The sequence below is a fragment of the Streptococcus sp. 9.1(2021) genome (assembly GCF_030466425.1).
GTDB classification, from domain to species: domain Bacteria; phylum Bacillota; class Bacilli; order Lactobacillales; family Streptococcaceae; genus Streptococcus; species Streptococcus wuxiensis.
This window is the reverse complement of sequence record NZ_JAGQFU010000001.1, coordinates 311,238-326,272: the sequence shown is the minus strand read 5'-3', so window position 1 is coordinate 326,272 and position 15,035 is coordinate 311,238. Positions and strand designations below refer to the sequence as shown.

Annotated in this window: 18 protein-coding genes; 1 reads left to right on the top strand and 17 read right to left on the bottom strand. The window is 39.9% G+C overall.

Features of this window, described 5'->3' with window-relative positions:
- Positions 1 to 4: 4 nt before the first annotated feature.
- The 9 genes from KBU52_RS01625 to KBU52_RS01585 all read right to left on the bottom strand — a co-directional run bounded on the left by KBU52_RS01625 (position 5) and on the right by KBU52_RS01585 (position 7,428).
- Positions 5 to 541: a F0F1 ATP synthase subunit delta gene (locus KBU52_RS01625; protein WP_006152681.1), complete on the bottom strand. Its 537-nt coding sequence runs from the start codon at positions 539 to 541 to the stop codon at positions 5 to 7.
- A complete protein-coding gene (gene atpF, locus KBU52_RS01620; RefSeq protein WP_254724097.1) occupies positions 541 to 1,035 on the bottom strand; it encodes a F0F1 ATP synthase subunit B in 495 nt (164 codons plus the stop codon). The genes KBU52_RS01625 and atpF overlap by 1 nt, the downstream gene beginning before the upstream one ends.
- A gap of 18 nt (positions 1,036 to 1,053) precedes the next feature.
- Positions 1,054 to 1,770 carry a F0F1 ATP synthase subunit A gene (atpB, locus tag KBU52_RS01615; protein ID WP_254724096.1) on the bottom strand — a complete coding sequence of 239 codons (717 nt, stop codon included), beginning with the start codon at positions 1,768 to 1,770 and terminating at the stop codon, positions 1,054 to 1,056.
- Positions 1,771 to 1,802: 32 nt separating this feature from the next.
- Positions 1,803 to 2,003, bottom strand: coding sequence for a F0F1 ATP synthase subunit C (locus KBU52_RS01610; RefSeq protein WP_004253309.1), 201 nt, complete (start codon positions 2,001 to 2,003; stop codon positions 1,803 to 1,805).
- Positions 2,004 to 2,232: 229 nt separating this feature from the next.
- The gene (locus KBU52_RS01605) at positions 2,233 to 2,544 is read right to left on the bottom strand and encodes a CHY zinc finger protein (protein ID WP_254724095.1); all 312 of its coding nucleotides are present in this window, start codon (positions 2,542 to 2,544) and stop codon (positions 2,233 to 2,235) included.
- A 13-nt stretch (positions 2,545 to 2,557) separates the two neighbouring features.
- The gene (locus KBU52_RS01600; RefSeq protein ID WP_006148665.1) at positions 2,558 to 3,844 is read right to left on the bottom strand and encodes a U32 family peptidase; all 1,287 of its coding nucleotides are present in this window, start codon (positions 3,842 to 3,844) and stop codon (positions 2,558 to 2,560) included.
- Between the two features lie 122 nt (positions 3,845 to 3,966).
- The gene (locus KBU52_RS01595) at positions 3,967 to 6,177 is read right to left on the bottom strand and encodes a ComEC/Rec2 family competence protein (protein ID WP_254724094.1); all 2,211 of its coding nucleotides are present in this window, start codon (positions 6,175 to 6,177) and stop codon (positions 3,967 to 3,969) included.
- On the bottom strand, positions 6,161 to 6,793 hold the full coding sequence (locus KBU52_RS01590) for a helix-hairpin-helix domain-containing protein (RefSeq protein ID WP_254724093.1): 633 nt from the start codon (positions 6,791 to 6,793) through the stop codon (positions 6,161 to 6,163). Before KBU52_RS01590 ends, KBU52_RS01595 begins: the two co-directional genes overlap by 17 nt.
- Before the next feature lie 65 nt (positions 6,794 to 6,858).
- Complete coding sequence (locus tag KBU52_RS01585) at positions 6,859 to 7,428, bottom strand: GNAT family N-acetyltransferase (protein ID WP_254724092.1); 570 nt, start codon at positions 7,426 to 7,428, stop codon at positions 6,859 to 6,861.
- Between the two features lie 176 nt (positions 7,429 to 7,604).
- On the opposite strand from KBU52_RS01585, the gene ald reads away from it, so the two are divergent.
- A complete protein-coding gene (gene ald, locus KBU52_RS01580; RefSeq protein ID WP_036757336.1) occupies positions 7,605 to 8,717 on the top strand; it encodes an alanine dehydrogenase in 1,113 nt (370 codons plus the stop codon).
- Positions 8,718 to 8,764: 47 nt separating this feature from the next.
- Here ald and KBU52_RS01575 read toward each other — a convergent pair whose 3' ends face one another.
- From KBU52_RS01575 to yabA, 8 genes are all read right to left on the bottom strand, one after another.
- Entirely contained in the window at positions 8,765 to 9,751 is a 987-nt protein-coding gene (locus KBU52_RS01575) for a PhoH family protein (RefSeq protein ID WP_036752940.1), read from the bottom strand.
- A gap of 84 nt (positions 9,752 to 9,835) precedes the next feature.
- Positions 9,836 to 10,051 carry a YozE family protein gene (locus KBU52_RS01570; RefSeq protein WP_001232087.1) on the bottom strand — a complete coding sequence of 72 codons (216 nt, stop codon included), beginning with the start codon at positions 10,049 to 10,051 and terminating at the stop codon, positions 9,836 to 9,838.
- 8 nt (positions 10,052 to 10,059) lie between these two features.
- Positions 10,060 to 10,914, bottom strand: a complete 855-nt coding sequence (gene cvfB / locus KBU52_RS01565) for an RNA-binding virulence regulatory protein CvfB (RefSeq protein ID WP_254724091.1) — start codon at positions 10,912 to 10,914, stop codon at positions 10,060 to 10,062.
- A 60-nt stretch (positions 10,915 to 10,974) separates the two neighbouring features.
- Complete coding sequence (frr, locus tag KBU52_RS01560) at positions 10,975 to 11,532, bottom strand: ribosome recycling factor (protein WP_006152642.1); 558 nt, start codon at positions 11,530 to 11,532, stop codon at positions 10,975 to 10,977.
- Positions 11,533 to 11,539: 7 nt separating this feature from the next.
- On the bottom strand, positions 11,540 to 12,277 hold the full coding sequence (gene pyrH, locus KBU52_RS01555; RefSeq protein WP_004253279.1) for a UMP kinase: 738 nt from the start codon (positions 12,275 to 12,277) through the stop codon (positions 11,540 to 11,542).
- A gap of 83 nt (positions 12,278 to 12,360) precedes the next feature.
- Positions 12,361 to 13,695 carry a methylenetetrahydrofolate--tRNA-(uracil(54)-C(5))-methyltransferase (FADH(2)-oxidizing) TrmFO gene (gene trmFO / locus KBU52_RS01550; protein ID WP_254724090.1) on the bottom strand — a complete coding sequence of 445 codons (1,335 nt, stop codon included), beginning with the start codon at positions 13,693 to 13,695 and terminating at the stop codon, positions 12,361 to 12,363.
- 133 nt (positions 13,696 to 13,828) lie between these two features.
- Positions 13,829 to 14,707, bottom strand: a complete 879-nt coding sequence (gene rsmI, locus KBU52_RS01545; RefSeq protein ID WP_254724089.1) for a 16S rRNA (cytidine(1402)-2'-O)-methyltransferase — start codon at positions 14,705 to 14,707, stop codon at positions 13,829 to 13,831.
- Between the two features lie 2 nt (positions 14,708 to 14,709).
- Positions 14,710 to 15,027: a DNA replication initiation control protein YabA gene (gene yabA / locus KBU52_RS01540; protein WP_254724088.1), complete on the bottom strand. Its 318-nt coding sequence runs from the start codon at positions 15,025 to 15,027 to the stop codon at positions 14,710 to 14,712.
- Positions 15,028 to 15,035: the final 8 nt, after the last annotated feature.

Here is a 15,035-nt window from a genome sequence, read left to right as displayed (position 1 = left end):
CTTTCTATTTCAAATTTTCCTTAACAACTTTAAGTTGTTGTTTAATACTCACATCAATTGTCTTGTGATTGGCAAAAATAACAAAACCACCGATTAAACTATCGTCAACTTTTTCCTTAATGCTACGAACTTTTAGAGACATCTTTTTCTCGATTAGAGGAATTAGTCGTTCTTTCTGTTCGTCAGTCAAAGGATGTGCAGACAAAATAGTCACTTCAAAACGATTGGTTTCTTTTTCAAGACGATTCAAGCAATCTACAATCACATCATAAAACAGGTTTGATCTGTGATTGTAAAGTAGAACCTCGATAAAGTTTTGTACTAAAGGTGACACAGAGTCATGGAAAAAACGAACCGTTTTTTCTTTATCCGACTCATCTACTGCCACCTGAGCTAAAAAAGAAGGTAAGCCTGTTTCTTCAGCTACTTGCTTGATTTGAGACAAGTCTGAAAAAATAGAATCTTCTTCTCCTTTTTCAATCACCAATTGGACAAAAGGCATGCTGTATTTTTCAATTACCTTTAGAGTCTTTTTGTCCATTAAGCTTCTCCTAGCTGATCGATATACTGATCAATGAGTTCTTTATGGGTCTGACCGTCAAGGTTTTGAGAGATAATTTTTCCAGCTAGACTGATTGTCAAGTCTGCCACATCTCCCTTAACACTTTGTAAAGCTTCAGCTTTATTTTGAGCAATTTCTTGGTTGGCTTTTTCTTTTAAGCGCCCTGCTTCAAGTTTAGCTTCGGCCAAAATATCAGCTTTACTTTTCTCAGCTGTTTCCTTTGCATTCTCGATAATCGTTTTAGCTTCGGTACGGCTACCTGCTAACTCAGCTTCGCGTTTGCTAGCAAGTTCCTCTGCCTTTTTACGGGCTTCTTCGGCACCATCAATATCTGAAGAAATCTTTTCAGCGCGTTCATCTAAGACACTGGTAATATTTCCCCAAGCATATTTCTTCACTAAAAAGATCAATAAAAGGAAGGAACCAGCGATCAGAATAAAGTCACCAATAATGGTACTAATAGTTAAATCCATCTTCTAATCCTCCTCTACTTACTCTTCCCCTTCATTTATTTTTTTACCAATGTACATAGATGACAACATGGTAAATACATAAGCTTGAATACATGAAATGAAAATCGAAAATGCTGTCCATGACATGTTTGCAATAAAGGCAAAAGGATACCAATACAAGGCATGATGTGACAAGGCCAATAGCAATCCTGCTAAAACCTCACCGGCAAAAATATTTCCGTATATCCGAATCGCCAAAGAGGCAAAATTGGTGAACTCTTCTAAAATGTTCATCGGAGTCATAAAGCCAGGTGTAACAAATGCTCTCAAATATTCTTTAACGCCTCTACGACGAACTCCTTCTACATGAGCAATCAAAGTGATCAATAATGAGAGGGATAAATCGTATCCAAGGTTGGCTGTTGGGGAAGTCCACAAGTTATAACCGTTTGTTGTTTGTACTTTTGCCATTAAGCCGATATTATTGGCAACCAAGATAAACAGAAAGAGAGAAAACAGAAACAAGGAATAATCCTTGATGTATGATTCTCCAATGTTTGGTTTGGTAAAACCAATCACAAAGTCATAAATCATCTCAAGAGCATTTTGTTTGCCCTTTGGACGGATGGTCATTTTACGACTTGCCCAGTAGACAAAGGCAAAAACCATCAAAACAGTTACAAGAGACATGGCAAGCAGGGTCAAATCAAAGGATATTGGTCCAATATTAACAGTTGGATTCAAACTTTCTTCCATGGTTTGACACCTCCATTTCTAAATAGAGTTGTCTATTTAATGACAAATGCCATCGCTAGGGTTACAAAGAAGGTACCTTCTACAAAGGCAACACCAAGAATTAAAAGGCTGCGTAATTGGTCAATAATTTCAGGTTGACGAGCGGCAGACTTGAAGAGATTACTCATAATCAATCCTTCAGCAATAGATACACCCATACAGGCAAGACAAAGTCCGAAAAATGTTAAATTCATGACGAATTCTCCTTTTTTAAATTAAATTTACATCCCTAGTTTAGTCCTAAAATTTGCTTTTGTCAACTTTTTACTAGTAATGAAAGCGTTTCGAATCATTTATTTCTAATTTTACGATTTTTAAGACAATTATATAGAAAATATTATTGTCTTTTCCTACCACTTTCACTGCCTTTCCTTGTTTTCTGAAAACAAAAAACCGAGTTTTACAACTCGGATTTGTCAGTTCTTATCTGAAATAAATTGAGTAATGATTTTGACAAGCTGGATTAAATGCAGCATTACAAAATGGACATGTGCCTGTCTCTGTATACTCCTCATACGTTAGTGTTTTGCCACAGGATCCACATAAGATAGGTCTATCCTCTTTCAGATTTAAAGGATAGGGAGAAAATACGTGCGACTCTAGTTCATTATGACACTGATAACAGGCATAGTATTTCTGACACTCATAGCACTGTAAGGCTACGATATCCTTATCACTATGGTAATGAACACATCTGCTTTCATGATCTACTAGTAAGCCCTGAGCTTGAACCATTCTTTTTCCTTATCTAGGCACGAACTGTGACGCTTGTTCCATCTTCTTTGTAAAGATTGATGAGACCTTCTTTCAGGGCACGTACCATGTCACCAGCTTCTACTGGTTGAGGAACCTTGATAGTCAAAAGTTCCATTGGATTTGGTGCGCGATCGATTTTATTTCCTTTAGCATCGTGAAGGTCTTCAATATATGTCTCAAAATGACGGAAACCTGGACCGTAGAACTCAACTTGGTCGCCTTCGTTGATAACATTACGTTGACGAATAGTTGCTGTTTGGGTTGCAGCATCATAAGCTACTACTTCAGCAACAAACTTGTATTCTGGAATCTTACGACGAGCACCAAACAGTTGCTCATTTTCAGATGGTGTTCCGTAGTAGAAACCTGTAGCCAACTCACGTTGGGCAACCTTCCACATTTCATCAATCAAGTCTTGCTTAATAGCTTCAAACTTTTCAGGGCTTTCAAGGTAGGCATCAACAGCTGCCTTGTAGCAGTTTGTTACTGTTGAAACGTAGTGGATAGACTTCATACGGCCCTCAATCTTAAGACTGTCTACACCATTTTCAATCATATCTGGGATATGGTCAATCATAGACATATCAACCGCAGACATAGAGAATTCTTCAGGAATTTCTCCCTTGAGACTCTTACGTTCCTTACCGAAGGGCATATCGTAAAGGTCATATTTCCAACGGCAAGATTGTGAACATCCACCACGGTTGGCATCACGCATACTCATATGGTTAGAAAGAGTACAACGACCAGAGTATGAGATACACATAGCTCCATGGACGAAGGCTTCAATCTCAACATCTGTACGTTTTCGAATCTCTGCCAATTCTTCCATAGAAACCTCACGCGCCAAAACGACACGCGTCAATCCAAGTTCTTTCCAGAATTCTAGGGTTTCGTAGTTAGTCGCACTAGCCTGGGTTGAAAGGTGGATTTCAAGTCCTGGCGCTTCTGTTGCTGCAATCATGATCAAGGCTGGATCTGATACGATAACTGCTGCAATCCCAATATCACGTAATTTACGGAACCATTCGCCGGCCCCTTCTTCGTTTCCTTCGTGCATGACCATATTAGCAGCCACATATACCTTAGCTCCATACTTAGCCGCGAACTGTACTCCTTCTTCCATTTGTTCGAAAGTAAAGTTCCCTGCACGGCTACGAAGACCATAGGCCTGACCACCGATAAAAACAGCATCTGCTCCATATTGAACAGCTACTTTTAGTTTTTCAAGTGTTCCTGCAGGTGATAGAACCTCAGGACGTTTCAAAGTTTTTGTCATGTTTTCTCCTATTTGCAATATAAAAGTTTGACACTAATCTTTACCATTTTATAGCAAAAAGGTTCTAAAATCAAGTTTTGATTGATTGTTTAGATAATTTTAATTTTCTTGAAAAGCTAAGCTCAGCGAACTGTTTCTATTTGCCAAGCACCCCAACCTTTAAAACGAATGGCCCCCTTTTGATCCGTTTTGTAAATCGAATTCCCAAGTTCTTGGTTATTCTCCCCATTTTTTTCTTTAAATTTTTTCTTCTTGTCTACAGAAATGACAGTAATTTTAGGCTGAAAGATTTCGAAGACTTCGACATCTGTCTTTTTCTTCGATACTTGCTGATGAGTTAGCACTACATCTGCTTGGATTTTTGGATAAGACTTGTTTAAGAACTTCTCCTCTATATTTCCAGTGACTAGAAAAGTTTGATTTAGTAGCTTTCCATACATTGCTATTGAGGCTTTACTATCACTGTTTTGATTTTCGATTACTTCTAAACTACTCCCAAAAATAAATAACTGCTCTCCTGTTTTAATAGGACGTACTTTCAAGTTACTTTCATTTAATTTATCCATAAATTCTCTTTTAGATAGAGTTTCTTCAGTTACTAGAATCTCTCCAAGATTGAAGGCTTTACTAATTTCTAGTAGATGGTCTAGCTGCTTAGGTTCACTATCCGTTAAAACAAGCTGATCAATCTTTGCCACTCCTCTACTTTTCAGATAGGGAATTAAACTCCGTTTGGCAACACTCGAGGTGACTTTCTCCTGCCAAGCTTCTTTTTTCTCAACTGCTAACTTTTCACCGACATCCAGTAATATTGTCTTTCCTGTCATGTCTCTTAGGAAAATGCTACGTCCCTGCTCCATGTCTAGAACTGTGATTTCATTTTCCAGTGGTTGTTTGGTTACTAAGAAAAGTAAAACGATAAATAGGATAAGCAAAGGTGCTTTCTTCAAATTTTTACGATAATCATAAATCAGAGCCAAAGAGACTAATAGACATACCAGAACCCAAAGACTCGGTTGACCAAAAACTAAAGGTCTAGTAGATAGCTGAGATACATAGCGTATGATGTTTTCTAGCCATTCAAAAAAAAAGTTAAACTGGGTAATAGGATATATCCATGACAGACAGAAGAGTATTGATAAAAGTGGTAGCAAGACCATATCAAATAAAAAAGAAAAGACAAAGGTTAAGAGTATGGACCAAGGTTGAAATTCAGAAAAATAGAATGATAAAATTGGCAGAATTCCTAGGGAAATAATGAAACTTTCTCTTACCAAACCTTTTATCCCTGCTACTTCTTCACCAGTCATGGTCAGGATAAAGGCATAGGCACAGGAGAGCACTCCACCAGCAGTTAGGAAGAAATTCGGCATCACGATAAACAGGACAAGGACTGTCAAAGCAAAGTTATCCAGACCCTTGAAGCCATGCTGAGCCAAAAGTTTTTGCAACAGGCTTCTAATGACAGAAGCTGAGAAACCTGTCAAACCTGCATAGACCAAAGAAAAGGGATAGGCAAGCCATTTGAACTTCTCTTGCGTCAAACCCAATCGTAAGAGTGACTTCTTAAAAGCATTCATGAAGAAACCGACCTGCATTCCTGACAAAGCAAAAAGGTGAATAATCCCTAGACTGGAATAGAGTTCGTTCATTTCCTCAAAATCTGTGTCCAAGTGCCCTAATAAAAGACCTGTCATATAATTACGCATGGGGTCAGGAAAATTCCTTTTAATCCAGACAACTGCTTTTCTCCGCAAGCTGGATAGATTTTCTCCTATATCCCAGCTGGATGTTTTCTTTAATTCGACCATTTCCGATATAGTTAAGGTCTGATAAATCCCCTGTGTTTTGAGATAGTTTTGATAATCAAATCCAGCAAAATTATTTGCTCCTTGAGGAATAGCTAGCTTTCCTTTTACTACTATCTCATGCAGTTCAGATAACTCTTTAAACCTTTCCTTTTCAGACTCTGACTGGAATTTATAATAGACCTGAAAGAGTCTGCCATCAGCCTTCCCACGAAAGGATAAACTATCTCCATTGACCTTGATAGTATCAGGCAAGATTCGTACCGTATTAACGGAGTCAACAAGATGTTGACTCGTTTCTTCTTGTTGCCATTTTTGAAATATAAACCAGCTTCCAAAAAGACCACAAACAAAGAGAACCTTGACCACAGTCTTCCATGGAAATTGAAAAAAGAGGCAGAGCAGTAAAAAGACAAAGCCCAAAAGTGCTAAAAAGCTTGCTGAAAAGATAGCATAGTAGAGCCAAAGCAGGAGAAAACTAAGATAGATTTTAGGGATGGGAAATCGACTAATCCACTGTGACATACTCTTTTAACTTTTCTATCGTTTTTGCACCAATACCAGAAACCTTTTTGAGCTCATCAACTGACTTAAACTTACCGTTGGACTCACGATGGTCGATGATATCCTGAGCACGTTTGGCTCCCAACCCCTTGACTTGTTTAAGTTCTTCTAAACTGGCTTTATTAAGATTGACTTTCTTATTTTCTTTGGTGTTGGAAGCATTTGAATGCGCCTCTTGACTGGTAGCTTCTTCCTTAGTTGGAACATAAACAAGTGCTTCGTCACTAATTCTCTGGGCAAGATTGATAGACTTACTATCAGCATTATCTGTAAGTCCACCAGCTTTTTGGACAGCATCGTTGATACGACTTCCAACTGGCAAATCATAGATTCCTGGTGATTTGACAGCACCTTTGACATCGACAGTAATCAGATCTTGCTCCACCACTTCTTCCTTCTGATTTTTATCTTCCTTTTCATCCTTTGAAACAGTTGTAACTTCTGTTTGCAAATTGCTTTCCTTAGCCGGTGTTTGAGCGACTGGCTTTAGGAAGAAAAATCCGCCTAAGACCATGCCCAAACTAGCACAGATAACAATGATTTTATATTCTTTGATTTTTTCAATAAGTTCTTCCATAATTTCTCCTCTCTTATCTTATTCGTAAGGCAAAGAAAAAACAGCCGAAAAAACTTTTCAACTGCTTACTTATTTGCAAAATATTCTTCTTTGGTCAAGACGTAATGGACATCTGTTACGAATCTTCCAGGTTCATTTTTATCCATTCTAGCATATGGTTCTTCGTGAGAGAAACGCATTCCTGATTTCTCCATGACCTTTCCTGATGCGGGATTATCCTTATCATGAAAGGCATCTAACTTATTCATTCCTATCTTTTCAAAAGCCAGTTCAATTACAGCTCGATTGGCTTCAGTTGTCAAACCTTGATTCCAATATTTTTGATTGATAATATAACCAATGGTTGCCTTCTTAAGAACAGTATCCAACTTGTGCAGGTCAATAGTTCCGATAAACTCTCCAGTACTTTTTAGTTCAATTCCCCATCGGCCCAATGGACTGGCTAGATAAAACTGAGCAATATTATTCTTGGTTTCCTCCAGACTTTGATTGGTTGGAAAAGTGTAGCGTGTATTTTCCTTGTCTGAAGCATATTCAAACATGGCTTCTGCATCATCAAGTGTTACTGGTCTAAGTACTAAGCGTTCTGTTTCGATAATTTGATGCTTCGCTAGTTTGATAAATAATAATTCCATGATTGTACCTCCTAAAATAAGTTGGTAAAAGAATAACATAAAAGAAATAGGTTTACAAGTTTTTCTTGCAATTTATAGCGGTTTCATATAAAATAAAAACATCACAAGAAAAGACTGGGTTCTTCCTGTGATGATTTCGTATAAGAACCTAGATGTTAAATAAGGAGCTAATCTCTATGTTAATTGGAATTCCAAAGGAAATAAAAAATAATGAAAATCGTGTTGCTTTGACACCTGCTGGTGTACAGAGTCTTGTTGGTCGTGGTCACCGTGTCCTCATCGAAACAAATGCGGGACTTGGATCTGGTTTTGCTGATGCTGACTATGAAAAGCAAGGAGCTGAGATTGTCGCAACTGCTGCTGAAGCCTGGGCTGCAGAGTTAGTTGTTAAAGTCAAGGAACCCCTTGCTAGTGAGTACCAGTTCTTGCGTGACGATTTACTTCTCTTCACCTACTTGCACATGGCAGCAGCCCCAGAATTAGCGGATGCTATGCTTGCAGCGAAAACAACTGGTGTTGCTTATGAAACTGTGCGCAATACTGAAGGTCAACTTCCTCTATTGGTTCCAATGAGTGAGGTTGCAGGTCGTATGGCTGTCCAAATCGGAGCTCACTTCTTGACGAAACAAGCTGGTGGTTCTGGAGTTCTTTTAGGTGGTGTCCCAGGTGTACCAAAAGGAAAAGTAACCATTATCGGTGGTGGTGTCGTTGGTACACACGCAGCACGTATCGCTCTTGGTTTAGGAGCTCAGGTAACTATTCTTGATATCAGCGCTAAACGTCTCTCTGAACTTGAAGATGTCTTTGGTCACCAAATCCAAACACTCATGTCTAACCCATTTAATATCGAAGCAAGTGTGCGTGAGGCAGACGTTGTTATCGGTGCAGTATTGATTCCTGGTGCCAAAGCTCCAAAATTAGTGACAGATGACATGGTTCAACAAATGCGTCCTGGTTCTGTCATCGTAGACGTTGCTGTAGACCAAGGTGGTGTTATTGCAACAGCTGACCGTGTAACAACCCATGATGAGCCTGTATATGAGAAACACGGTGTCCTTCACTATGCGGTTGCTAACATTCCTGGAGCAGTTGCTCGTACTTCTACTATCGCCCTTACAAATGTGACTCTTCCATATATCGAAGCCTTGGCAGGAAAAGGATTTAAAAAAGCAATCCTTGAAGACGCAGGTTTGCTTGAAGGTGTAACAACTTACCAAGGTCAACTCACAAGTCAACCAGTTGCTGAAGGTTTAGAACGTGACTTCACACCTATCAGTGAACTTGTCTAATAAGAAATTCAAAAAATTAAGAGCAGTTTTTCAACTGCTCTTTTTCTTTATTCTGTTTCTTCTTGATTTTCTTCAGCTTTGACAGGTCGAGGTTCATAGGCTCTGATAATCTGAGCAACGACTGGATGGCGAACCACATCCTTGGCTGAGAAGTGTACAAAGTCGATCTGGTGAATATTCTTAAGTTTTTCCTGGGCATCAATCAAACCTGATTTAACATTACGCGGCAGGTCAATCTGGCTAATATCCCCATTGACAATCATTTTAGAATTGAATCCAAGACGTGTCAAGAACATCTTCATCTGCATGATGGTTGTATTTTGGGCTTCATCCAAGATGACAAAGGCATCATCCAAGGTACGTCCACGCATATAGGCCAAAGGTGCAATCTCAATAATTTCTCGCTCCATGAGACGAGTTGTTTGGTCCTTCCCAAGAATTTGGTACAAGGCATCATAGACTGGTCGAAGATAAGGGTCTACTTTTTCTTTCAAATCACCAGGTAGAAATCCTAGGCTTTCTCCAGCTTCTACTGCTGGACGAGTCAGGATAATACGCTTGACTTGACCTCGTTTGAGAGCTGTAACAGCCAAGGTCACTGCTAGGAATGTTTTACCCGTACCAGCTGGCCCAATCCCGAAGGTCACATCATGGTTCTTAACACTATCTACATAAAGTTTTTGACCCAGTGTCTTTACACGTATCGGCTTACCAGTATTGTCTTTGATAATCTCTTCTTCATAGAGGGCAACAAACTTATCGATTTCATTGTTTCTAACCATATTGATGGCTGTCACCACATCCGGAGTTCCTACTGTCATGCCACGATTGACCAAGACCATCAAGGCTTGAATTACTTGCCGTGCTTCTTCACAAGAAGACTCCTCTCCCAAGACTTGTACAATCTCTGTACGAGCATGGATGATAACATCTAACTCATCCTCCATCAAGCGAAGATGGCGTTCATTGGAACCAAAAAGATGAAACAGGTCATCTGGATGACTTAACTGAATGTCTATTGAATGTTCCTTCAAATAAAGAACCTCTCTAACTCTTTAATTTCTTTTTATTATAGCAAAGGCAATTAGAAATTACTATCCCTAACACCTATGGTATCTTTAATGTTCTAAATATTCTTGCCAGATGCGATCGAAGTCTCCCATATTAAAGGAAAAACTAGCATGTTCTTCTAAAAATCGACTGACTTGATCAAAATCATCCGTGTGTTTTGGGAAAGCTGATTCCTCAAAGGCAAGATCCGCTAAAATTGCTTTGGGACTATTACTTTTAGGATTACGCTCTGTCATAAGCCAAGTATAAAATGATTTTCGCATAAGCCTCCCTAAATTAACTCAGTACCAAACTGGTCTTGTTTAATCTTTCCAGCTTTCATTAAACCACCAAGCGCTTTTTTAAATTGACCTTTAGAAATACCAAAGGTAGCCTTGATGTCATCCGGTGAAGATTTGTCATTTAAGGTCATAAATCCACCATTACTTTCCAAATAAGTCAGAATCATTTGTGCATCGTTTTCTAACATCTCAAAAGAGCGAGGTTTTAGTGATAGATTAAGAGTTCGGTCAACTTCACGGAAACCAATGACACGCACATCTAACACTTGCCCCAAACGTGGCTCTGCATAGCGCTCACTTGGGTGGATAAATCCAAGCATGTTGTTTTCTGGTAGATAGACAAAAGTTCCTGATAACTTAAGACGATAAACGATTGCAGGCCAATTCTGATTTTGCATGTTGTTGTATGCTGGACGTGCCAAACGTTGGAAGTCTTCCTGATAAGCCAAAACTCCCCAGATACGGTCTTTCTTATCTACTTCTAGACGAATATAGAGTTTATCGCCCTTCTTGGGCCAGAGCTCTTTTAGTTCAGGTAGGATATCCAGTGACACTACGATTTCCTTGTCAGGAAGCCCTGTATCAACAAAAACACCCAAATCCTTACGCACTTCTGTTACAGTTCCCCAACCAAATTGATCCTGAGTTGCAGTCACTTCTTGAGTTGTCAAGCGAAGTTTTTGCTTCATATCCGTGTAGGCGAAACCTTTAACAGTATCACCAACTGTATGCTGACCTTCTTCCTTGGCAAGAGCATAGGTTTGACCATCCTTTTGTACAAAGTAAAAACTGTCATTTTCATCGATGATGAGTCCAACGATAAAACTTGCAAGATTTGTATTCATGTTTCCTTCTTTCGAATAAAACTCAGCCAGCAATGCCAACTGAGTTTTTCTGTTTATTTCTTAGACTTCCAAGATTTCTTTTTCTTTATTGGCAGTCATGTCGTCGATGTGTTTAACAGCATCGTCTGTCGCTTTTTGAATATCTTTTTCAAGAGTCTTCAATTCATCTTCAGTGATTTCTTTTGCTTTTTCTTGTTTCTTAGCTTCATCCATAGCGTCACGACGAATATTACGGATCGCTACTTTAGCATTTTCACCAACTTTTTTCACTTCTTTAGCGAGGTCGCGACGAGTTTCTTCTGTAAGAGCTGGGATTACCAAGCGAATAACAGAACCATCGTTAGCTGGTGTAATACCAAGATCTGAAGCGTTCAAGGCACGCTCGATATCCTTCAATGAAGATTTATCAAATGGTGTTACCAACAAGACACGCGCTTCAGGAATTGTGATAGAAGCGATTTGGTTAAGAGGTGTTTCGACACCATAGTATTCAACAGTAATACGGTCAAGCAAGCTAGCGTTAGCACGACCTGCACGGATACCACCAAATTCACGAGCAAGTGAGTGGTGAGATTGAGTCATTCTCTCTTTAGCTTTTTCTACAATTGCGTTAGCCATAATTTTCTTATTCCTTTTCTTCGATATTGTTTGAAACAGTTGTTCCGATATTTTCACCAAATACAACACGTTTGATATTGCCAGGTTGATTCATATTAAAGACTACCAAGTCAATATCGTTATCCATAGATAGAGTTGAAGCTGTTGAATCCATGATACGGAGTCCTTTATTAATAACATCACGGTGAGTCAATTCTTCAAATTTAACAGCCGTTTTATCTTTCTTAGGATCCGCATTGTAGACACCGTCTACACCATTCTTAGCCATCAAAATAGCGTCCGCTTCAATCTCGGCTGCACGAAGAGCCGCTGTTGTATCTGTAGAGAAGTAAGGTGAACCAATTCCCGCGCCAAAGATAACGATACGTCCTTTTTCAAGGTGGCGAAGGGCACGTCCACGAATATAAGGCTCTGCTACTTGTTGCATGGCAATAGCTGTTTGTACACGAGTATCAACACCAGCTTGTTGCAACGAATCTGCCATCACAAGAGCATTCATGACTGTCCCAAGCATTCCAGTGTAATCCGCTTGAACACGATCCATACCAGCTTCTGCTGCAGGTTCTCCACGCCAAAGGTTTCCACCACCGATAACCAAGGCAATTTCAATTCCTAGCTCGTGAACTTCCTTGATTTCTTGGGCCATACTTTGGACGGTTTTGATATCAATACCGACACCACGTTCGCCAGCAAGGGCTTCACCAGATAGCTTGATTAAGATACGTTTATACTTAGGTTCTACCATTTTCTCTCTCCTTTTTTCATCCTACCTATTTTATCACAATTTCAAGGATTTTTATAGTATCATGAGCGATTCTTTCAAAAAAATTAGACAGATAAAAATTTCTCTAAATCAGACAAGGCGCGTTCTGCAATTTTCTCATAACGAGCCTTTTTATCACGAATACGCTCGCCTTCTAGCTCCTTGATAATCCCGAAGTTAACATTCATGGGTTGGAAATGCTTGCTATCAGCATGGGTGATATAATGAGCTAAACTACCGATAGCTGTAGTCTCTGGGAAAATAGCCTCACTTTCTCCCTTGAAAAGACGAGCAGCGTTTATCCCCGCAACCAATCCTGAAGCAGCTGACTCAACGTAGCCCTCTACACCAGTCATCTGACCAGCAAAGAAGAGATTTGGCTGTTTCTTAGAACGGTATGTCTGTTCAAGAAGATTTGGCGAATCCATATAGGAATTACGATGCATGACGCCATAGCGAACAAACTCAGCATTTTCAAGACCTGGAATCATTTGGAAGACACGCTTCTGCTCTCCCCATTTGAGGTGAGTTTGGAAACCAACGATGTTATAAAGACTTCCAGCTGCATTGTCCTGACGAAGCTGGACAACTGCATACGGTGTTTTGAACTCGCCATCACGAGGCCCCGTATAGTCGTCTGGGTACTCCAGACCAACTGGTTTCATAGGACCATAAAGCATGGTTTTAATGCCACGCTTAGCCATGACTTCGATAGGCATACAACCTTCAAAGTACTTTTCTTTTTCAAAGGAATTGAGCGGTGCTTCTTCCGCATTGACCAAGGCTTCATGGAAATCCATAAACTCTTGTTTGGTCATTGGAGCGTTGAGGTAGGCTGCTTCTCCCTTATCATAACGAGACTTGAGATAGACCTTGCTCATATCAATGGTGTTAACGTCGATAATCGGCGCCGCCGCATCGTAGAAATAGAATCCATCCCCATCATTAAGGGCATGAATCTTTTCAGCTAAGGCATCACTAGTCAAAGGACCAGTAGCGACCACAGTAATAACGTCAGTTGGCAATTCTGTAATTTCATCACGAACCACTTCAATCAAGGGATGATTGGCCACTTTTTCAGTCACCATTTGAGAGAAACCATCACGGTCCACCGCAAGGGCTCCGCCTGCAGGAACACGTGTAGCTTCTGCTGATTCCAAGACAACAGAACCCAAGCGACGCATTTCTTCCTTGAGGAGCCCGACAGCATTTGTCAGGGCATCCCCACGAAGAGAATTGGAACAAACCAACTCAGCAAAATTGTCTGTTTTGTGCTGGGGTGTTGACTTGACACCACGCATTTCATAGAGTTTAACTGGAATACCACGTTCTGCGATTTGGTAGGCTGCTTCAGACCCTGCCAAACCTGCTCCGATAACATTGATATAAGATTGAGACACGACACTAATACCTCTTTGGGTGGAAACTAAGTCCAAATAAAAACAAGCTACTAGACTATTTGACACCCACAAATCTTTCTAATTTTTCTTTTACTAGTATAACAAAAAAAGGGAAGAAGGCAAACTTCCCTGTTTAGTCATCCGATTGATTCTCTTCCCATTCATGATAAGCTGCGTAGAGCTGGCTTTTGTTCCACTGATAAATCTTAGCGACTTCCTTAATGGCTTGATTTTTCTTCATGCCTTGTTGGATACGTTCTTGGATTTCTGAGAACAAATCCTCTTCATCCTTTTCTACCGCATCTTGACTGGCACCCTCTACAATGAGAAGGCACTCGCCCTTGAGAGGTGTTTCAGAAATGCTTTCTAGTAGCTCTGTAATCTGACCTCTTTGGTATTCTTCATAAATCTTTGTCAATTCTCGAACTAAGACAATCGAGCGATTTCCGTATACCTCTAGCATATTTTCTAACGTATCGGCCACACGGTGAGGCGATTCATAGAAAATCTGAGTCTCTGGATAAGCTTTTTTCGATTCAAAAAATTGCTTTTGTTGTCCCGATTTTCGAGGTAAAAATCCATAAAAAATATGCGGTTGTGGTGCCAACCCACTAGCTATTAAGGCAGAAATTCCTGCACTAGCACCTGGAACTGTGACAACTGCTATATCTTCTTCAATTGCCGCCTTGACCAAATCATGACCTGGGTCAGAAATACTAGGCATCCCTGCATCAGATACTTGGGCAAGATTTTGACCTTGCTTCAACAACTCAATCAAATCAGGAATCTTTTCCTTGGCATTGTGCTCATGAAAACTGATTTGTTTGGTTGAAATATCGAAATGCTTCAGCAATAGACCGGTATTACGAGTATCCTCGGCAGCAATCCAGTCCACTTCTTTCAAGGTCTGAATGGCACGAAAGGTCATATCCTCAAGATTTCCAATCGGCGTTGCGACAAGATATAGCTTACCATAAGGTGACTGCCCTTTAAAACTTTTTTGAATCTGCATGCTTACTCCCTAAACAACAACTCATCACAGAACATACATTCCGCATCTTGTTCACGACGCTGTCCATAAAAATCACGACACACATGAAAGCCATCTTCATAGATTCGACGAACATTTTCTCGAACATGCTTGGTCTTAGTTGGAGCTGTTTCTTCTTCCTCATTCAGACGCTCCCTCAGTTTATCGTTCTCTAAACGAAGAGCTGTATTCTCTTCTACAACACTCTTGAGATTTTTTTTGATGGCTTCAACATCTGCCAAGGTTGCCAACAACTGTTGAGAAAAATCATCTAAGGCATCAAATAATTCTTTCTTGTTCATGAACAGCC